Here is an 18,893-nt window from a genome sequence, read left to right on the forward strand (position 1 = left end):
AGAATTAGCTCATTTTAGATGTGATTATTAATAAAAATGGATGGATAACATGAACTTTGTTTCACTTATTACAAATGATGCCGATTTTGAAGTTTTTGTCGTTACCTGTTGTGCTAAAATTCTTGGTCGTGGTGTAACTGGATTTTCTAAAGGTCCTGATGGTGGGCGTGATGGCACCTTTTCCGGAACAGCAAATAATTTTCCAAGTGCAGCCAAACCTTGGAAAACAGAAGGAAGTAAGATAGTTGTTATTCAGGCAAAACACACCCAGAAATTAAACCTCACGACAGGACTTAAAGATTTTAGAGATATTATTGAAGGGGAACTTCCTAAGTTAAAACAAATGGTGAAAAGTGAGAAAATCGGTTTCTATTTATTAATGACAAATAGAAAAGAAACGGGGAAATCTCATCCAGAGCTAATCAATCTTATTCACCAACAAACAGGTTTACCTTATGAAAATATTGCAATATTAGGCAGAGAATATCTTGATCGTTTAATTAGTAGCTATCCAGAAATTATCAGGGAAGCAGGGCTTGAGCACTTAATTGAAGTTTATGCGGAGTTATTGACAACCAGCCATATTGCAGATGTAATAAAAAGATGTAAGTCATTAGTCGTTTCCAGTTGTCAAAATCAGGACAATAATAGTTTATTGGAACGTTGCGATTTAGTTACAAAGAACGAGAAGAACAATGCCTCACCTGATTTTGCTGAAATAATGATGGACTACTTTGACCCATACATTAGGCAAATCGATGATGTGTTGCGTAATCCCGAAAATAACTCGCTAAAGGAAGACTATAAAGACCTCGTTTTAGATACTAAAGCAAAACTTGAATCACTGTATAGTGATAATTATATCAATGCGAGGTTAGAAAGATTAATTTCTCTTTTTGTTGAGAGTGAAAAGACTCGAAGTAGAGATTTCGAGAGAAGGGTTCGAGTGTTAGTTTATTATATGTATTGGAATTGTGATATAGGTCGCAAAGAGTAGGATATGATAAAAATTCAACCTGATAAATATACGGATCCTGACAAATCAGTTATGTATGCTGCAACTTTAATGTTGAAATCATTAAAGGCAGGTAGATACATCTCTTTTGATGAATTACTTTCCGTTGTAAAAAAAGCAACGGATTGCGACTATGTTTTATTTATGCCGGCAATAAATTTACTTTATTTATTGGGTTTGGTTGAGTATCACTCAACAAATGATTCCTTTGAATATATAGGAAAATAAAATGCGATTAATGAAGCTTTACTCAAATAAAGAGAATATTTTTAAAACCTTAATGTTCAATAACGGTGTCAATGCAGTTGTTGGAACAGTTATGAGTAAACAGAAATATTTAGATGATGGAAAAAAGCATTCCCATAATCTAGGTAAATCTACATTAGCCCAAATTATTGATTTTTGTTTGATTTGCGAGCATCAAAAACATATTTTATTATCCGTAGATAAGCTTAATGACTTTGAGTTTTACCTTGAAATATACTTAAATGATTCAAAAACGGAAGAAATCCCCCAGTATTTAACAATTTGTAGAACTGTGCGTAATCCTTCAAAAATAAGTTTTAAGAAGCATACTTCCCCCAATCAAGATTTTCAGGGATTAATGCCGGATGAGTGGTCAGCTTATCAACTAAGTTTTAGGGAGGCTCGTAGCTATTTAGAAGGTCTATTAGGATTTAAATTTCTAAGAGGGTATTCTTACCGTAAATTTTTTGCTTACTTGCTTCGTACGCAGTCTGATTTTACAGATGTATTCAAATTAAGTCGTAATAGCCGTTCAAAAGATAAGGATTGGAAACCTTTTCTATCTCGTTTGTTGGGGTTTGATGATGAGCTATTGAGTCGTCTGTATAATAAAGAAGATGAAATCAAGGCATTAAATGAAGAAATTAAATTAAGAAAAAAAATTAATCGGATAGATCATAAAGGATTTTCAGAAATCGAGGCACAAATTGCATTTATTAAAACACAAATTTCTAATGCTGAAATTGCATTGTCAAAACTTGATTTTGGAAGCGAAGATAAAGAAAGTATCCGAAAATTGGTCGATAATATTGATGATAATATTGTTTCATTAAATGCTCAGTTGTACCAACTAGAAGGGCGAAAGCAACGCCTTGAAAGCTCCTTAAAGCCAACAAAAATTCTTTTTGATACAACAGAGGCTGACTCTCTTTTTAAAGAAGCAGGCGTGTTTTTTTCTAATCAGTTGAAAAAAGATTTTGATCAACTAATTAGGTTTAATCAGGCTATTAACCAAGAGAGAAATGAATACTTATCTAATGATTTGGAAAAAACAAATTCTAGAATAGGAAGTATTCAATCTCGCTTGATGGAACTAAATCAAGAAAGAAGTGAAAAATTATCATTTCTTAATGAAAAGGAAATTTTTGAAAAATATAAACAAACATCTGCGTTCTTAGATAAAAATAGAGCTGAGCTCATTCTTTTAGAACAGCAAAAAAGCGTTATTGAAGATCTCTCTAATGCAAATGCTATTTTAACTGAAGAAAAACAGAAACGTGGTGATTTGGTTCAATCTATTGAACAAGACCTAACATATAAAGTGCGAAATGATTCAAATAGTCAGTTCATCAAAATTCGGGATTATTTTGTTTCAATTATTATGGATGTCGTTGGAGAGCAGGCAATTATTAAGGTTGAGCAAAATACAAAAGGATATATTGATTTTGATGCTTATTTCGAGAATCAAGGTATAAAAAATCATAAAGATAAAGGAACATCGTTCAAAAAGTTATTGTGTATTGCATTTGATATGGCTATTGCTCGTTATTATGCAGAGCAAGGATATTCTTTATTTATTTATCATGATGGTATTTTAGAATCTTTAGATAATAATCCGAAAAGAAACCTATTAAATGTTATCCGCGAATACTCCCAATTTGGCATTCAACACTTTATTACGTTATTATCAGATGAAGTTGTGACATTAGCAGATGAAGGTGTTCAACCTGACGAAATTATCTTAGAATTGAATGATGCAAAAGATAATTCTGGGCGATTATTCAAGATGGAATCTTGGTAAAAATAGCGGTCAATCGACCGCTTTATTTTTTCACTTTCTTCACGTCCACCTCATCATCTTCCACTTTCAGTTCGCATTCAATTTGACTGGTAAAGCCGCCATCTGAAAGATTGTGTGTCACTCTTGTAATGAGCCAATTCGTTGCATCAATTTCAGATTTGAAGCCTGAAAGTTCTAGGGGTGTTTCCGGTATTAAATCAGGTTCGCCAAAGGCAAGATTCAGGTTAAAGGTTGCCACGCCACGTTTTAACCTATCAAAAGCAGACTTGGCGACAGTGATAGCTCTAGCTTCTGAAGGATAAGTAACACGAAGGCTTTTAATTTTATCATTGTCACTTTCCACAGGGGCTTTTTGCTCAATGGTGTTATATTTTATTTTAGTTAATCGTCTGCCTTTTACTGTACCATCTGCTAGCGTTCTGCCTTTTGTCATACGCTGTTTTTTCACAATCTTAGTATTTTTATCTATGATAATTTCGCCACGTTTGCCCGTGGTCGTATCATGCCAATACACTCGCACGGCTTTGTAGTTTTCACTTTCGGCAATAGAAAAATTGTAGTTGTCGCCATTCTTGCGGGTAATTTTGCGCAGTGGAATATCTTTCCCTGTGACGGTTTTGCCTTTGCCTAATGGCATAAATAACAACGTGCCATTTTTCACCGTACACATGGCACCATGTTCTTCCGCAAGGCGTATCAGTAAATTGATGTCGCTCTCATTGGTTTGGTCGATGTGGTCGATGAATCGATTTGTAAGCTCTTTTTCCACTTGGCTTTTGAGTTGATTTTCTTTGGCGATGGTGTCAATTATTTCGCCTAAGGTTTTCTTATCAAATGAGCGTTCTTTTTGTTCGGAAAATGAGCCTTTTAAATCCGCCGCTCTTGCTCTGATGGTTAATCTATCTGCCGAACCTGCGCCACCTGAAAACTGTACTTCATCCACTGAATATTGCCCTTTGTCAATCAGTGGTTTTCCTTTCCACCCCAATGCAAGGCTGATTATGGCATTGCGTGGCGGCAAAGCCAGTTTGCCGTCATGGTCGGAGAGTTCTAAATCAAGTGTGTCCGCTTCTAAGCCGCGATTATCTGTCAAAGACAACGTGATTAATCGGCTTGATACCACTTGCGTGATGTCTTGCTGTTTTTTGTCTTTGGTGGTGATCACCACTTTAAAAGCAGGTGTGCGGTGATTTTTGCGTTCAAAATCCAACATTAGAACATCCCCGCTATCGAGTCGGCAATTTCAATTAGCATAGGGTCATCGGTGCGTTTGAGATTAAGTGTGAAATCAATGGCGCGTGGCGCACCATCGCCGAATAATTCCGAGCGAGTTTCTTGCAACGATTCGATGACGAAGAAGCCGATGATTTCAAAAGTGCCACCGTCAATCAGCGGAAATGCACCGCCACTGTCCGCCATAAGTTCGAGGGCTTTAATGGAAAATCTTCCCCCGGTGATTTCAGGGATCAGTTTGCCGTTAATTGTCACGGTTTCGCTTTCTTTGCCGGTGAACTGCGCTTTCGGCATAGCCCCCACCACGGAGTTGGTTGGGTGTCGCCATGAGGATTGGCGATCTAAGGTTTGAAACGGAACGGTTTGGCGGGCAAAGATAAACATGCCCAAGGCGGCAAGGGCGAAGTTTTGGAACATAGGCTAATCCTTATCACTGACTTTGACAGTTGTGGCAATCAGTAATGCATCAATAAATACCAACCAGCCCCATCCCTCAATATGATGGAACATTAAAAACGTCGCAAAACCTGCCACGGCAACGATGGCGAAAAAATAAAAAAAGAAAATTAAAGTCGCTTTCATTGGGTATCTCAAAGAAAAGTGCGGTCAAAAAATTTGTTTATTTCTGACCGCACTTGGTGAATTAGCAAAATAAAAAAGCAATGCCGAAAACGACAAGCAGCCAAACAATAATCGAGATGATGATTATCCCTCGCCATACAATGTATCGTGGTAAATTAAATAGGTAATCAATCAGTTTCTGTTTCACTACGTTCTCTCGCTTTTTCACGCCATTGCATGAGTTCGGTTATGGTCATATTTTCAAAGGCTTGCGGTTGCCAGTGGAAAATCATGGCAATGTCTGCCATGGCATCTTCCACGGTTGCCGAAATCAGAATTACTCGGTCACTTCCGCTTCGGTCGTTTCCGAGTTCTTCCCTAAAAAACCGACGGCAGCCCCTGCCAGTTCCACGAAATCCGCCACTTCCATGGTGTCAAAATCGGCACGGTGTAAGACCGGTTGGGTGACTCGTGGCAATAAAATACGCAGTGCATCCACATCGGTGCTAAACACGTCCATGAGTTTTAGCCCTTTTAATGCCGGCACGGTGGGTTTATTGACGGTGATTTCGGTGATTTCTTTGTCGCCGCGTTTAATGGGTTGGCTTAATGTGATGATAGTTGAGGTTTCATTTTTCATCGTTTTATCCTTTTAAAATTTCCCTCTTTCATAAAGAGGGGCTAAGTGAAGATTTTAAAAATGCCCCTGTGACGGGGCGGTGGTGTGTGAATTAAATGCCGATGGCGCTACGGTGTTCCGCTAAGCGGTCAACGCCGTTGACAACAAAGATGGAGTTGAGCAAGTCAATTTCGATGATGTCTTTGCCGTTTTCGATGATTTTGTAATAGGTCAACGGCACGGTGTAGCTTTGTTCAGTGTCGTCACCTGATTTGTTGGTGCCATTGTCGATTTCGCCAAAACGACCACGCATTTCCAATTCGATGGAAGTGACTTCTTCGGTGTCGTCCTGTTGATATGAACCGGCGAAACGTAATGCCGTGCCGTCAATGGAACCGCCAAATTCTTTGACCAATTCGGTCATGTAGCCGCCCATTTTGAACTGCACTTCTAACCCTTCTAAGCCTAAATTTACTTTTACCGGGCCAAACATACCGCCTGCACGGTATTCTTCCAGTTTCATGGCAAGTTTAGGCTGAGTGATTTCATTGATTTGTCCACGGTAGGAATTGCCGTTGCCGAGGAAGTTCATGAGTTTTAATTTTCTTGGTAAAGCCATGGGATTATGCTCCTACTTTTGCGATTTCGCGGGCGAAGTCAACCAAGTATTCATCGCTGATGTATTGGTTGAATCCAAGTTGTTCAAGCGGCGGAACCGGGCAGTAATCATAAGAGATGAGCAGTTTGGCATCTTTTAATGTCGCTGCCGTGTTCAGTTCCGAATTAACAAAGGCTTTGCCGCCAATTAAATAACCTTTTGCGGTGAATTCGCGCCATTTAGCATTAATTGCCGCCACGATTTCTTTCACCAACAACACGGAAATGTCTTTATCGACCGCCCAGTCAAAGGATTGTGCAATCGTATCTTTGAGAACTTGCGCCGTGCGGGTGTAGTTTTCGTAGAGGTACAGTTTGTCAGCGGAACGGGTGCGAAGTCCCCAGAACTTAAAGCCGTTGTGATTGACGCAACAGGTGATGCCATTTTCATTGAGATAATTCACATCCGTTGCGGAATCGTTAATGTCAAAAGAAAGTGGCTTCGTTACACCGGTGACACCGTTTAGCCCTTTGTTTGAAATGGAGGTATGCCAACCATATTCTTTGTCTTGGTAAGCACGCATTGCAGCGGCGCGTACCACAGCATAATCCACTTCGGTTTGTTTAGTGATTGGGTTGAAAGATTGGAAATCACCTAAGATCAGCATGAGTTCCCGTTGGGAAAAGTTGCGACCATAGGTGACGGCTTGTTCTTTGGTATTGCAACCATAGCAAGAGGCATACACAAAGCCGTTGAGTTTTTGTGCCACACTCACCAATTCTGTGGTGACATCTTGTGAATCATACTTCGGCACACAGAAAATGCGTGGTTTAACACCGCACACAGACGCAGACACCAAAAAGGCTTTCAAGCCGGTGTAGTTGCCTTCGCTATCCACGGAGCCGATAACATTGGCTTTCATTTGGCTTTCGTCTTCGCTTTCTTCCACGCGAATAACAACGACTTTACAATTCACAATGTCCGCAATGCCATCTAATGCACGAGATAACGTGCCTTTTTTACCTGCTTTGGCAATGACAGCAGAGGTGATGCCGGTGAGTAAGGTAGGTTTATTTAACGGGAACACAGCATTGTCGGCATCAGGTGCAGTAGCAACCAAGCCGATGACAGCCGTGGATGAGGTGGTTAGCGTGCGTAAGGCTTGGGAAATCTCCGTTACCTTGACACCATGCAAGAATTCTTCAGACATATTTTCGCCCTATGGTTTGAAAAGATAGGGCTATTTTGTAAGGATTTAAAAACGAGTGGTAGCGCTTGGCGTTGTGGTATTTAAACTAACAAAGGGCGGTTTGGTAGAGTCGGACGGATAAAAACGGCGGAATTACCCGCCGTCTATCTTTGAAAGATTGCAACCAACTGATTCGGACTAAACCGCCAACCATTCTCGCTACCGCAAATCGCATTAAAGCACCACTCACTACAAAAATATTTTGAGCGTTTTTGTTTGATGCCAAGCACGATACCTAACGCACCCCACCAGTCATATTTCCCCCCAAAAGTGCGGTTAAAATAGGCTTTGATTTGCGTTTCGGTGATATCATTAAGGGGGATTAAATCCCATTTGGTGTTATCAGATACATCAATTTGTTTGCAACGCACGCCGCCATCTTGCACCGATGAGGAGTAGCAGTCATATACTGTCGCATGCTCATAATGATGCCCATTACCAAACTCAATGCGCTCAATGGCAATCTCGCAGTGAGAATATTTGCCTTTGGTGAAAAATCGAGTAATGCGGTCGGCTATCGCTTTGACTGGCTCTTTGCACCAGTCACGTTTGTGTTTGTACATCGCTAAATAAACCTTAGCCATTTTGATATGCCTCCATCAAGTTATCCATTTGCTTGATAATGTCATCATGGATTGATTGCAGTTGCTCAAGAGTAAGATTAGGGGCTTTGAGCTCATACTTACGCATGCGCTGGTTAGCCAGCTCAACCAGTAGTTTCTCAAGCCCCGCAGCTTGCATTAAGATAAGATTTGTCGCGGCCTTATTATCTAGCCCGGCACGTTGAGCAAAGTCCGTGATATAACGGCTGCACTCACCTTCGTAATTTGCGGATTTGTAGGCTTCCGCCGCTGCTTGGCGCTCACGGTACTCCAATTCAAATCGAGTCCAGGTGCTGTAGATTTTTGCCGCGTGCTCATCGATGTTGCCGATAAGACGAGTTTGGGTTGTTGTAAAATTATCAGCAATTTTCGCTTCATCTTTTACCCATGCTGTACCGTTCCATTTGCATGGTTCGGCAAGTGGTGCAAGTGCGGTTAAATTTTCGGGCAATTCACCTAGTACGGTATGTTCTACTTTTTCGCCTGTGTCCTTGCTGTAATAGGTTCCTCGATGGTCGGCTTGATATTGCCAACTGTTATCTGCTCGCACAATGACAAATCCTTGTTTCGGTTGTGGCGGCGCATCTAAATAACTGCCTGCGGAAAGGCTACCGCCTTCGCTCACATATTCGGTTGCGCTGTGGCTGTAAATACCTTGGTTGTCAGTGCAATACACGGTGATTTCGCCTGAATTTTCAGCAAAGCCGTCTGTGTTAAAAATAACTGTCATTGTGTTCTCCTAAGCAGCAAGGCAAATATAATGGAAGGCGATATTGCGTGGGCGGTTTTCATTGGCAGTTGGCACAACACGAGAAGCATTAAAGCCAAAATAACCTTTCTTAAGGTCAGGTGTATCATTCGCAGGTATTACTTGTGCTCGTGTTCTTTGTTTCTGTTGGTTGGTGTATGCCTCTTTCGAATCATAAAATGCGCCTACAAGCGTATTAAAGAACCAGCCATTATCGGTGTTCACTTCACCTGTAATATTCCGAATTGCATCCCCTTGAGCCGACAACAACGCCCGCCCTACATCCACACCACGTCCATTATCCCAGCCACGAATAAATTCACCGCGCAAGTCAGGCAACTGCCCTGACGGATATTTCTGTGCTAATTTTGGATAACGACGAGTATCAAACCGTTGTCCGTTCATCGCTAAGCAACCTGTTGGGACGCTAGAGAGCGGATAAGGGATTGGGATACCAATAAATAAATCATGTAAGGCATTAAAATCAATGGCGTTGGCTTTATCTATGCCATCAATACGGACCCAAGGGAGCCATTGTTGTTGTGCATTTTTCCCGCGGGAATATTGATGCCCTGTGTCAAACACAGTAAAAATTTGATGAGTGCTATTGCCAGATTCTTTATGGGTAATCAGCATGCCTGATTTCCCCTCTTCTGGGTAATGGCGTGCCAATGTCGCATTACGATTTGCCCCCTGACCATAAATACCTGTTTTCACAACGGTATCTAGATCCTCCGTATTGAGTTGATTAGTGGCAAAATCGGTAATTTGCGCCATTGTGTGCGTGTGGCTGGCATTGGCTTTTTTGCCGATTTCCTCAAGCAACGTCGCTTTTAAGTTTGCATCGCCTGCTAATGCTCGTGCCAATTCTTCCAATGTGTCTAATGCTGCTGGCGCAGAACCCACCAATGCAGCAATTGCAGTTTTTACAAATGCGGTTGTGGCGATTTGTGTGTTGTTCGTGCCCAATACAGCTGTAGGAGCGGTAGGGACGCCAGTGAATGCAGGGCTGGCTTTTGGAGCGTAGCCTGTGCGGTCTAGGTTGATGGTGTCCACTTGACCTTTTAAATATTTGGTTCGGTTGGCGAGTTGTTTAGCTTGTACGTTAATTACGCCGAGCTCTCCGCCTAGCACCTTATCTTGTTTTTCAATGAGATAAATATCTTCTTCCCATTGTTGTTGCTCAGTAATTTTCCCCATTTATACTTCTCCAAAAGTAAAGTTTCCGTCAAAATTGATGTTGCCATCCCAACGATGACCAGCCCTTGTAAAATTAAATGCGACCAAATGACAACGTGCAGGGGCATTTTCATTTAAAATCCGTCTCACTTGTTTTGATTCTTCAATGGTAATTGGCTGATGCAGAACAATTTTGTATTCTGCCCAGCGCATTTCTTCATGCTCAAAGGTGTCTGAACCATCAAAACTTAGTTCACCATTCCATGTTTTAAGTGATTGGTTTTCGATAATATCCACTTCGCCATAACCCACTGACTTCATCACTCGGCGAATTGCTGAAATAGTTCCTTTGTGCTTATGAACGTGGATGCTATTTAAAATGGCTTGCCGTTTATTCTCTTCATTCCAGTCGTCGTCCCATTCTTCAATTGAGAGTGACCAAGCAAGCCACGCCAATAAATTCACGGGGCAATGTTCAGCGCTCCATAAAAGGCGAATGGGTACAGGAATTTCCGAAATTGCTGAAAACGTATTCGATAATTGTTTCTCTAACTTGCTTGACCCTGTGGGCAGTAGATAGTTATTCATCTCGGCTGCCTACACTGACTTTAATTTTCGTGCAATATGCTGCTTGATGAGATTCAACGATTAAATCTGCAAGCGGTTGATTCAGTTTTACATTCTGTACGCCCTCTTGATGCAAGGCTGCGTAAATGCCTGAGCGAGTAATATCAATGCCAAGTGAGTGTTGTTTATTTACATAATTTGCAATGGCTTGGTTGACATTATCCATAACAGCACTTTCTAGTACCGATGGATAAAGAGTAATGGTTGCCTGAATTTCATAAGTTAAAATCACTGCACTCTCGACTAACACTGTATCAGTCAGTGGGCGAATATGCTCGGCATTAAGCTGTTCTTTTACCGCTTTAATTAAATCTCCGTCTGCTGTTCCTTGCCCTTCTGTTGACAATATAGCGACTTTCACCGTGCCTGCAGTTGGGCTTGTTACATCAATGTCTTTTACTTTTGCAGAGGTGGAAAGTGCATGAAATTTATAGCTTGCACGACTACCGGCCGTAGTTAAACCTTCTAATGACATTTGAATACGTGTGCGAAAACGTTCATCATCTTCATATTGGGTGGGAATAGACGGGTGAGCGTTTAAACCTCCTGCTTGAATCATTAATCGCTTAATTCCGAATAATGCCCCTAATTGGTCTAAGTCTGATCCTGTGGCGTAAGCAAGCATCACGGCTTTAGCGGATTCGTTAATATGTGTTCTGAGTAATAATTCTAAATAAGCATTTTCTTCTAACAATTTCACCACCGGCTCGCTTTCTAATTCTAATCTAGCCTGCCAATGTTGACGTATATCATCATTTTCTTGTAATGACAGAAATTTTGCTTTTCGCTGAGCAAGTAAAGTTTCATAACTGAGTTCTTGCACGACCTTTGGCGCAGGCAGTTTTTTTAAATCAATTAATTCACTCATTGTTTTCCACCAATTCCTAAGAATAAATCATCAAAATTCACGTTTTGATTGTTATTTCGCTTACGAGCCACGATGGTGCAGACAATGCCGTTTTCGCTGATGCGCGGCTGAAACTTACTGATTTGAATGCGGGGTTCCCACTTGGTTAATGCCATGACAGAGGCGGCAGCAAGTTGTAACAACAAAGCATGGTTCATGGGGCGGTCTATCAGTTCCGGAATGCGGCTGCCATAGTCTCGGCGTTGGATGCGCGAGCCGATGGGCGTGAGCAGTATGTCCGCAATGGATTGTTTGATATGTGCGGTTTCGTCTGTGATTTTTTCACCGGTGAATCTATTCATTATTTTGCCTTCGATGTTAATTTACCGTCGCCTTGTTCTTGGTGAGTATGGTTCTGCAAGCTGATTAAACCCGCTTTCACATCGCCTTTTGCAGTGACAGTGCCTTTCACTTCCACATTGCCACTGATGCTGATGTTGCCTTTAGTACCGCCGTTGTCTGCGGTGGTAAGTGCGCCCATGATGTTGACATTGCCTTTGATGTTCACCGTTGGGCAATCAATATCAATTTGGTTTACAGCGGTAATGGCGGCGGTTTTAATGCCTGCAACAACCAAGGCACCGGTGGATTGTTTGTATTCAATTTTCGCGCCATCGGCAAATTCGATGACATGCACATCCGGCGAATTACTTGGGCTGTTTTGGGTGTATAGCCCCACTAAAATGCAGGCAGTGGTGAGCTCACCACTTGAAGCCAAGATGACACATTGTTCGCCAACTGTAGGTGGTGACCATGTTTTTGTTGTACCGGCACGCAACGTAATAAAGGGCAAAAAACTTGTGAGAATTTGACCGCACTTTACCCGCGCTTTGGCATTAGCATGGTCCACTTCGGCAATTAAGCCAAAGCGAATGAGGTTATCAATTCGGCGGTTAATTTCTGCGGACATAGGTAGCCTTACGGGTTAAATAATCCGTATTTTTGGCGATGCGGAGAGAAAGTGCGAGTATGAAAATGTGTGGAATTGGGTGCAACAAAAAAGGGCTTTCGCCCTTTTGTTAGTTTCTGTCGCGCAAACTGCTGCGCTGTCTTGCCTGTTGTTGATTTTGGATGCGTTGCATTTCTTGCGCAACCATGCGGGCGATAGTGCGTTCATCTTGACCCGGAGCGGCGTTGATGGTGATGTTCACCGCCATGGGTTGTGCAACGGATTGTGCCACGACAGGATGTGCAGCAAGCGGTGGTCGGTTATCTACCTGAATTGGCGCAGCAGTTGCCACACTCATGCTCAATCCTGTCGCCAATAAGGCGTTTTTACCGTAGTTCAAGGCGTTAAGCAACGGCACGCCAAGACGGGAGGTGGTTTCTTTCGTCATGACATATTCACCACCGTGCACAATGCCCATTGGTTCATATTTGCCGCCATTGCCCACATAGCCACCATTTGCAAAACCTGTATTTGCTGCCATAGTCGCTGTATCGCTCATTCGATTGCCATATTCTTTAGCAAATTTTTCGATACTCGGCATGTGGTCTATCACCCATTGGATGCTATCCATTAGCCATTGTAAAGGTTTGGTGACTAAATCAATGCCTGCGGCAAGCCATTCACCAAATTTTTTGCCTGCGCTTGCGGCGGCATCTAGGTCTTTCTGTGTACTTTGCACCGGTGAAATTAAGTCGGTGAACCATTTCACAGCTTTTTCAAGCCACTCCACCACGACACCGAATAATGCGCCTAGTGGCTTGAATTTTTCAATTACCGGAGCAAGACCTGATTTTAATCCCTCCCAGAAGCCACCAAAAAAAGCTTTGACTTGGTTCCAGTATTTGTAGATCAGCAATGCCGTTGCCATAAAAGCGATGCCTACCGGGGAAAGAAGCATAGGCAATAGTTTAAGTGGCGAAAGTAGCCATCTTACAATCGTTCCGCCCACCCCGCTAATTTGCCCTGCGAATTTCGGTAAAAGGATGTTGAGTTTGCTTACCCCAAGAAATAAGCGTGCGATAGGATAAAGCACAAAACTTAACGCGAAAGCAAGCGCACCAAACACAGTGAGCGATCCGCCGATTGCGCCTGCAACTAATAAAATATTTTTAGCAAGTTTCGGATGCGCCTGAATCCATTTATTGCCCTTATCAATCAGCCCGCCAATCTTTTTCATTAGTGAATCGAGTGTTGGTGCGAGTGTTCCGCCAATGGTTGAGTTCAGGTTAAAAATTTGATTTTTAAAAATTCCCCACGTTGATGAAAGTGCTTTCATCCGTGTTTGAAATTCACGGTTCATTGAACCTTGTGCTAATTCGTCATTGGCTAAGGCAATTTGACGTTTCCATTCATCGGTTTTATTCACCAGTTTTATAATTTCATCGCCATAGTTTCCACCTACAATATCGGTCAAGACGGCAGAACGTAAATGCTCCGGAATAGTTTTTATGCGCGCTATGATGGTCATCAATGTGCCTTGAGCGTCTTTTACCATACCTTTTTGAATTTTGCTTGCATCTAGCCCTAATGCCTTTAACCCTCTTTTTACCGGCTTCATGGTTGTCGATCGAGAAAGCCGGCTAAATGTAGAGCTGACCGCATTTGCTGCTGAACTTTCATCGGAACCAAACGTCATAAGAGTAGAACCAAGTGCGGCAACATTTTTATCGGTAATTTTTGCTACCGCACTAATGCCACCTAGGCGATTCATAAAACCAATAATGGCATCACCTTTCGAAATAGCATTATCATCAAGATAGTTAATCGAATCAGCCAATTCTTTTGAGGCTTGAATAGATAAATTCCAGTTTTTACTCACCTTACCAAAGTTTTCAGTAAGTTCATCAGGGTTTGCCGCATCAAAGGCGGTTGCCATTTGCGTGTTTAATCGCACGAAATCTTCCAATTCGTCTTTTGGAATATCCATCCTAGCCGCCGATTCAATCATATTGGCGATTTCGACGGTAGTGAGTGGCAATTCCGTGGATAGGGCTTGAATTTTATTTTTCCATTCGTCAAATTCAGGCGTGAAGTTGCCGGCATTATCTTTTAATCCTTGTACTTGTCTTGCCACGCCCACCATGGCATCTTCAAAGTTCATAAAATCACTTACGGATTTTGTAAGAGGTGCTGTGATGGTCGCGCCTGCTGCTGATGCTTGCGCCCCAACCATTTGCGCTTTTCCACTAATGTCTTTTAATGTTTCGACTTGCCCTCGGTATTTACTATAAGCTGCTTGTTTGGTATTGAGTTTATCTAGTTGTGCTTGTTGTTTTTCTATTGTTGTGTTAGCCAGTTTTATTTTTTCTGCAAGATTTCCTTGATATTTTGTAAATTCTTTAGTGTTAATTCCACTCTCTTTTAATTCTTTTCTTAAATTGCGTAGCTGTAATAGCTGTTTAGCCTTTTCTCGGCGACTTGCTTTTAAACTATTATGTTCGGTATTGAGAGATTTGCTATTTTTCTTGATACTCTCTTTTAAACTCTCGTATTCTTTACTAAGAGACATAATCTTGAAACGAATTGCCGTTGCTTCAGTGTGTTTTCCTTTAGCTAATAAGGATTGATAATAACGCTCATGATCGCTAATGTCGGTTTTTAAATTAATCCGGGTATGTTTCATTTCTGATGCTTTACGGCGTAAGTTTTCTAACTTTTGAGTATGTTTAGAAATTACATCAGAACTTTTTTTTATTTGTTCGTTTTGACGGGAGAACGAACTCATTTTATTTTGTAACTTTTCAAGATCTTTTAACGCCATTTTGCTTGTTTTAAGCTGTTCAGAAAGTACGCCTATACTTTTCGAAGCGTTTTTCATCGGAGCGCTTATTTTATCAATGGCATTTAATAAAACAGTGAGTTGTAAATTATTCATTCTTAATTACTCGCTTTTATTGACAAGGTTCTTTTCTTGGCTTAATAATTAACCAAACAAAAGGAGGGGGATATGATCGCAATACTTTCTTTATTTATTCTCGCAGTTGGCTTATTGGGTCTCGCTGTCGGTTTTGGCTTTATTGCATTGCCTTGGGTTGTGTCCGGCATTATTGCCGCTCCTGCATTATTTCTTTACATGTTAATGCTAGGTTCTGTGCTTTGGCTTGTTGAAATCAACTTTTTCCTTGGTGTTGCTGCACTCGTAGTCTATTGCTATTGGGCGCACATTATTCGCAAGCACATCAAATCAAAATCTAAAGACTTAGTTGCTCAATAATTAAGTTTTCAATTAATTCCACATCACTTTCCGAAAAGCCCAGCAATTCACGCTGGGCATATTGCACCTTAACACCTTTGTTTTTATTAACCGTGCCTTTCAACCCGTATTGATGCACGTTTGCAATGGTTGCGTTTGACCCATTAAAGCCTACTGAAACCTCATTACCATTTGACCACACTTTTAAATATTTAGCGGTACGCAACTTGGCGAACATGGCTTTGCGTTTGATTCTGCCTTTCTTTTTGCCAAATTGTTTTTGTGGTTTGCGTGGTTCAAAGGCGGTGCCGTCGGGGTTTTGTTGCCGTGCGATTCTCGCCTGTTGGCTTTTGCGTAGGGCTTGCCCAATATTGCGCGCCAGTTGTCGGCGTGCCTGTGGCGACAGGTTGTTAATCAGGGCGGTCAGTTTTGCCTGCACTTGTTCTACGGTTGCCATTTTTCACCATCAAAAATCAGGTTGTTTTCATTCTCGAGGTAAACTTTCACCTTCGGGTTATCCCAAACCGGCTCTTTGGCATAGTGCATTTTGACTTCATCGGCGGTTTGTTTTGCCACGACACGTTCGGTCAGCATGATTTCAAAGGAGATGTCGGCAGTGTTGTTATTGTTGTAATCAACTTGGAACTTGAACGCATTTTCGCGGCGTTGTGGATTTTCAAAGATTTCGGGCTGATTGGTGCGCAGGTAGGCAATGACTGGGACAATCAGACCGGCGATGTCTTGGGCAAAATCCGTTACGATGATGTTGATAGTGTAGCGATATTCAAAACTGAATGATTCTGCACCAGTGGCAACGATTTGACCGCCGTCCACATAAAGCTGCAAGCGGTCGGGATTTTTTACAAAGTCGGGAATGCTTTGTTCAAGGATTTTGCGCAGTTGGTTGGGTTTTTTCATTTATCAATCGGCTTTGTTAGTTCAATTTTATAAAGTGGCTCATAACTAATATTCATCATTTGCATAGTTGTTACTGCCAAACTTAGAAAAGCCTCAACAATATCTAAGCAAAATTCAGGAATAAAATTTTGAGTAACAATTTTAGGTGCCTCAAGATTCATATTTACGTAAACCGGCACGCCGTAAAAGCGACCGTAATGCGTAAATTCCTCTTTCAATTCTTTTTTACTGTAAATTGTGAACAACATGATTAACCTACTTTCTAAATTGTTGTTGGCGTTTTTCTTCAATTTCTTGGCAAGCAACGCAACGGCTAACACCCGGAATCAATTGTCTGCGTTTTTCGGGAATGGGGGCATCGCAATCTTCACAATAAACACGGCTGATCGCTTTGAAAGTGCGGTGTTTTTTGATGGCAATTTCACGCGCCATTTCTTCCAGTTGTTGCGCTCGGTCAAATTGGTCGGTCATTTGGCGGTTTCCTTATTAAATTCTTCTATGCACTTTTTCAGGCTGTCGTTTTCAATGACGCATAGGTTCAGTCGATGTTGTGTTTGTTGATAGGCTTCTGCCAGTTCGCCATTGGTGCGAATTTGAGGCGAAATTTGACCGCACTCTGCCGCCGTTGGGCAAAGTATCGGTTGTTTAATGATTTTCGGGGCGCTTGAACACGCCGATAACATCATCAGGCACAAGAGTATTAGCCCAATCTTGGTGTTTTTTAAGTGCATTTTTTAAATCCTGTGTTTGCTTGGTTTGAGAGATTTTTAACTGATTGACGGCTTCTGTGAGTGCTTTTTGTTGCTCATTGAATTTATCCACGCTTTCATTCAATGCTATGTAGGATGCCTCCCACTGCAATTTTAATTGTTCTTCTTTGGCGGCTTCTGCTCGCCAGTGGTTAGCTTGCCACCCTTGAAACAGGATAATCGCCACAAGCATGAGTGGGCCAACCAATAAAATGTATTTTTCTTTTTTCGTTAAGAACCCAAACATAATGCTTTCTCCTTTTGTCGTCTTTCAATTAAGCCTTTCAGTGGTTTTCCGCCTGCGTAAATCCAACGTTCAAACTGGCCGCACATAGTTTTGCTGTAACCTTGTCGAGCCATTTTAAAAAGGGTGCTGTTTTTTAATCGACCACAACCAACATTGAATGTGATTGATGTCAACGCATCAAATCCCCCTTGTGGCATAGCTTGACCGTTGGCATAGGTATTCACGCACTTTTCGGCTTGCTTAATGCCTTTGGCATACAAGTCGGCAATTTCTTGCAGTGTGTAAATTTTATTGGTTTCTATTTTTTCAACGGATCCCGTTGTGCCGATACCGACAGTTAAAATATCTGCCGGGCATTGATAAGGTTTTTGTTGGCAACCTTCTGCATTGCCAATCAGTAATAGTCCTTTTTCTGATGTACGAATTTCATTACCATGCGTGGCAATAACAAGTCCAACAACCGCCGAGACGGCACAAATGTATTTTGCTGTTCGCTTAATCATGGTGATGGCTCCGTTGGTTTAATTCTTTTTCTTTTAATTCAAAATCTTTTTTCTTGTAATACCAATTCACCAGGAATGTGGCGACACCGATCACAATACCGGTGATTGAGGCGACGTCCGCCCAATTGACGTTTGAAAACATATCGGCAATGCGTCCAATAAAAAAGGCTAAAATTCCTGATGTGTAAGACGCTTTCGTTGGCGTGTCGTGCATATCAGCTCCAAAGTTGAATGGTATCGCTTGCCACGCTGATCTTTTCACTGTCTGCTTCAGGTAAGAGAACCAGTGTGCCAAGTGGAATAACGGGCTTATCCATTAAGTGCGGATTCAGTTCGCAGGCGATTTCAAGCAAACCTTCGCTATGCCCGAAATAGCGATACAGGATTGCATCTAAGTTGTCGTTTTGTTGCGCGTAAACTTCCATTAGATTAGCTCCGCATCGACTCTCGGGCGTTTGAGTATGTCACTGATGGCAAAGCGGGCATCACGTCGCAATTGGTCAATGCTATCTTTGAGCAATTCCGCCTTTTTCTCGCCGTCATTGGTGGTGTCATAGCTTGTGTAGCGTTCGTACAGATTTGCTAATGCCAAGCAGGTGACGGCGCGGCGATAGCGATACACCAATACGCTTTCATTGTTGATTTTTGGGCAGGGAATGTCGGCAAAAAATTCCAATGAGCTATGCTGTTTGAACTCATTTAGTTCATCATTGACTGCGGCAATAGCTTCAATTAAGGCATCTTTTAAGCGAGCCGTTGTGACAGTGCCGTCCAGTCGTGCTTGATTGCGAAAATCGGAGATTTTAAGCGGTGGAAAAAAGAGGTCGTTCAATACAAGGTCTTCGCCTTGCCCGTAGTCTTCAACTTGTTTTTGCACTGCCCCCATTTCGTAATCCGGGGCGAGTTTGATAGAGATGGAACCGTCTGACATAAAAAATAAAAACACCTA

The 18,893-nt window shown here is 41.8% G+C and carries 29 protein-coding genes; 4 read left to right on the top strand and 25 right to left on the bottom strand.

Translation table 11 applies throughout. The features are described 5' to 3' along the window. Positions 1-40: 40 nt before the first annotated feature. From J5X96_RS01355 to J5X96_RS01365, 3 genes are read left to right on the top strand one after another with little or no spacing between them, the layout of a single operon-like run. Positions 41-997 carry an ABC-three component system protein gene (locus tag J5X96_RS01355; protein ID WP_209363847.1) on the top strand — a complete coding sequence of 319 codons (957 nt, stop codon included), beginning with the start codon at positions 41-43 and terminating at the stop codon, positions 995-997. Positions 998-1,000: 3 nt separating this feature from the next. After that, the gene (locus J5X96_RS01360) at positions 1,001-1,243 is read left to right on the top strand and encodes an ABC-three component system middle component 8 (protein WP_239494241.1); all 243 of its coding nucleotides are present in this window, start codon (positions 1,001-1,003) and stop codon (positions 1,241-1,243) included. Position 1,244: 1 nt separating this feature from the next. Continuing rightward, positions 1,245-3,062: a DUF2326 domain-containing protein gene (locus J5X96_RS01365; protein ID WP_209363849.1), complete on the top strand. Its 1,818-nt coding sequence runs from the start codon at positions 1,245-1,247 to the stop codon at positions 3,060-3,062. A gap of 22 nt (positions 3,063-3,084) precedes the next feature. Here the strand turns inward: J5X96_RS01365 and J5X96_RS01370 are convergent, their stop codons facing one another. The 15 genes from J5X96_RS01370 to J5X96_RS01445 all read right to left on the bottom strand — a co-directional run bounded on the left by J5X96_RS01370 (position 3,085) and on the right by J5X96_RS01445 (position 15,209). Beyond that, positions 3,085-4,275 (bottom strand): phage late control D family protein, encoded by a 1,191-nt coding sequence (locus J5X96_RS01370; RefSeq protein WP_209363851.1) that lies wholly within the window; start codon positions 4,273-4,275, stop codon positions 3,085-3,087. Further along, positions 4,275-4,712, bottom strand: a complete 438-nt coding sequence (locus tag J5X96_RS01375; protein WP_209363853.1) for a phage tail protein — start codon at positions 4,710-4,712, stop codon at positions 4,275-4,277. Before J5X96_RS01375 ends, J5X96_RS01370 begins: the two co-directional genes overlap by 1 nt. 3 nt (positions 4,713-4,715) lie before the next feature. Continuing rightward, positions 4,716-4,877, bottom strand: a complete 162-nt coding sequence (locus J5X96_RS01380; RefSeq protein ID WP_209363854.1) for a hypothetical protein — start codon at positions 4,875-4,877, stop codon at positions 4,716-4,718. 167 nt (positions 4,878-5,044) lie between these two features. Continuing rightward, entirely contained in the window at positions 5,045-5,191 is a 147-nt protein-coding gene (locus J5X96_RS01385) for a GpE family phage tail protein (RefSeq protein ID WP_209364733.1), read from the bottom strand. A 2-nt stretch (positions 5,192-5,193) separates the two neighbouring features. Further along, positions 5,194-5,496 carry a phage tail assembly protein gene (locus J5X96_RS01390; RefSeq protein ID WP_209363856.1) on the bottom strand — a complete coding sequence of 101 codons (303 nt, stop codon included), beginning with the start codon at positions 5,494-5,496 and terminating at the stop codon, positions 5,194-5,196. A 91-nt stretch (positions 5,497-5,587) separates the two neighbouring features. After that, positions 5,588-6,094: a phage major tail tube protein gene (locus J5X96_RS01395; RefSeq protein ID WP_205768907.1), complete on the bottom strand. Its 507-nt coding sequence runs from the start codon at positions 6,092-6,094 to the stop codon at positions 5,588-5,590. A gap of 4 nt (positions 6,095-6,098) precedes the next feature. Next, the gene (locus J5X96_RS01400) at positions 6,099-7,283 is read right to left on the bottom strand and encodes a phage tail sheath subtilisin-like domain-containing protein (RefSeq protein WP_209363866.1); all 1,185 of its coding nucleotides are present in this window, start codon (positions 7,281-7,283) and stop codon (positions 6,099-6,101) included. 143 nt (positions 7,284-7,426) lie between these two features. Further along, complete coding sequence (locus J5X96_RS01405) at positions 7,427-7,906, bottom strand: enoyl-CoA hydratase (protein WP_209363868.1); 480 nt, start codon at positions 7,904-7,906, stop codon at positions 7,427-7,429. Further along, on the bottom strand, positions 7,899-8,654 hold the full coding sequence (locus J5X96_RS01410; RefSeq protein WP_209363870.1) for a hypothetical protein: 756 nt from the start codon (positions 8,652-8,654) through the stop codon (positions 7,899-7,901). The genes J5X96_RS01405 and J5X96_RS01410 overlap by 8 nt, the downstream gene beginning before the upstream one ends. Positions 8,655-8,663: 9 nt before the next feature. Then, the gene (locus tag J5X96_RS09705; RefSeq protein ID WP_245193473.1) at positions 8,664-9,872 is read right to left on the bottom strand and encodes a tail fiber protein; all 1,209 of its coding nucleotides are present in this window, start codon (positions 9,870-9,872) and stop codon (positions 8,664-8,666) included. After that, on the bottom strand, positions 9,873-10,439 hold the full coding sequence (locus J5X96_RS01425) for a phage tail protein I (RefSeq protein WP_209363872.1): 567 nt from the start codon (positions 10,437-10,439) through the stop codon (positions 9,873-9,875). Next, on the bottom strand, positions 10,432-11,346 hold the full coding sequence (locus J5X96_RS01430; RefSeq protein ID WP_209363874.1) for a baseplate J/gp47 family protein: 915 nt from the start codon (positions 11,344-11,346) through the stop codon (positions 10,432-10,434). Before J5X96_RS01430 ends, J5X96_RS01425 begins: the two co-directional genes overlap by 8 nt. After that, on the bottom strand, positions 11,343-11,687 hold the full coding sequence (locus tag J5X96_RS01435) for a GPW/gp25 family protein (RefSeq protein ID WP_209363876.1): 345 nt from the start codon (positions 11,685-11,687) through the stop codon (positions 11,343-11,345). The genes J5X96_RS01430 and J5X96_RS01435 overlap by 4 nt, the downstream gene beginning before the upstream one ends. Further along, on the bottom strand, positions 11,687-12,295 hold the full coding sequence (locus J5X96_RS01440) for a phage baseplate assembly protein V (protein WP_209363878.1): 609 nt from the start codon (positions 12,293-12,295) through the stop codon (positions 11,687-11,689). Before J5X96_RS01440 ends, J5X96_RS01435 begins: the two co-directional genes overlap by 1 nt. A gap of 109 nt (positions 12,296-12,404) precedes the next feature. Next, a complete protein-coding gene (locus tag J5X96_RS01445) occupies positions 12,405-15,209 on the bottom strand; it encodes a phage tail tape measure protein (RefSeq protein WP_209363880.1) in 2,805 nt (934 codons plus the stop codon). A 72-nt stretch (positions 15,210-15,281) separates the two neighbouring features. Between J5X96_RS01445 and J5X96_RS01450 the strand changes: the two genes are divergently transcribed. Further along, a complete protein-coding gene (locus tag J5X96_RS01450; RefSeq protein WP_209363882.1) occupies positions 15,282-15,548 on the top strand; it encodes a hypothetical protein in 267 nt (88 codons plus the stop codon). On the opposite strand, the gene J5X96_RS01455 is transcribed toward J5X96_RS01450, so the two are convergent. The 10 genes from J5X96_RS01455 to J5X96_RS01500 are packed head-to-tail and all read right to left on the bottom strand — an operon-like array spanning position 15,526 to position 18,875. Next, complete coding sequence (locus tag J5X96_RS01455; protein WP_209363884.1) at positions 15,526-15,984, bottom strand: phage virion morphogenesis protein; 459 nt, start codon at positions 15,982-15,984, stop codon at positions 15,526-15,528. The genes J5X96_RS01450 and J5X96_RS01455 overlap by 23 nt on opposite strands. Next, positions 15,972-16,445, bottom strand: coding sequence for a phage tail protein (locus J5X96_RS01460; RefSeq protein ID WP_209363886.1), 474 nt, complete (start codon positions 16,443-16,445; stop codon positions 15,972-15,974). The genes J5X96_RS01455 and J5X96_RS01460 overlap by 13 nt, the downstream gene beginning before the upstream one ends. Then, positions 16,442-16,693 (bottom strand): hypothetical protein, encoded by a 252-nt coding sequence (locus J5X96_RS01465; protein ID WP_209363895.1) that lies wholly within the window; start codon positions 16,691-16,693, stop codon positions 16,442-16,444. The genes J5X96_RS01460 and J5X96_RS01465 overlap by 4 nt, the downstream gene beginning before the upstream one ends. Positions 16,694-16,700: 7 nt before the next feature. Next, on the bottom strand, positions 16,701-16,916 hold the full coding sequence (locus tag J5X96_RS01470; RefSeq protein ID WP_209363897.1) for a TraR/DksA C4-type zinc finger protein: 216 nt from the start codon (positions 16,914-16,916) through the stop codon (positions 16,701-16,703). Continuing rightward, on the bottom strand, positions 16,913-17,176 hold the full coding sequence (gene lysC / locus J5X96_RS01475; RefSeq protein ID WP_209363899.1) for an Rz1-like lysis system protein LysC: 264 nt from the start codon (positions 17,174-17,176) through the stop codon (positions 16,913-16,915). Before lysC ends, J5X96_RS01470 begins: the two co-directional genes overlap by 4 nt. After that, a complete protein-coding gene (locus J5X96_RS01480) occupies positions 17,091-17,441 on the bottom strand; it encodes a chemotaxis protein (protein ID WP_209363901.1) in 351 nt (116 codons plus the stop codon). Before J5X96_RS01480 ends, lysC begins: the two co-directional genes overlap by 86 nt. Continuing rightward, the gene (locus tag J5X96_RS01485; protein ID WP_209363902.1) at positions 17,426-17,944 is read right to left on the bottom strand and encodes a lysozyme; all 519 of its coding nucleotides are present in this window, start codon (positions 17,942-17,944) and stop codon (positions 17,426-17,428) included. The genes J5X96_RS01480 and J5X96_RS01485 overlap by 16 nt, the downstream gene beginning before the upstream one ends. Then, on the bottom strand, positions 17,937-18,158 hold the full coding sequence (locus tag J5X96_RS01490; RefSeq protein ID WP_209363904.1) for a phage holin: 222 nt from the start codon (positions 18,156-18,158) through the stop codon (positions 17,937-17,939). Before J5X96_RS01490 ends, J5X96_RS01485 begins: the two co-directional genes overlap by 8 nt. A gap of 1 nt (position 18,159) precedes the next feature. Continuing rightward, positions 18,160-18,369, bottom strand: a complete 210-nt coding sequence (locus J5X96_RS01495; protein ID WP_209363906.1) for a tail protein X — start codon at positions 18,367-18,369, stop codon at positions 18,160-18,162. Next, complete coding sequence (locus J5X96_RS01500) at positions 18,369-18,875, bottom strand: head completion/stabilization protein (protein WP_209363908.1); 507 nt, start codon at positions 18,873-18,875, stop codon at positions 18,369-18,371. Before J5X96_RS01500 ends, J5X96_RS01495 begins: the two co-directional genes overlap by 1 nt. Positions 18,876-18,893 lie beyond the last annotated feature (18 nt).

The sequence above is a fragment of the Aggregatibacter sp. 2125159857 genome (genome assembly GCF_017798005.1).
Taxonomy (GTDB): Bacteria; Pseudomonadota; Gammaproteobacteria; order Enterobacterales; family Pasteurellaceae; genus Aggregatibacter.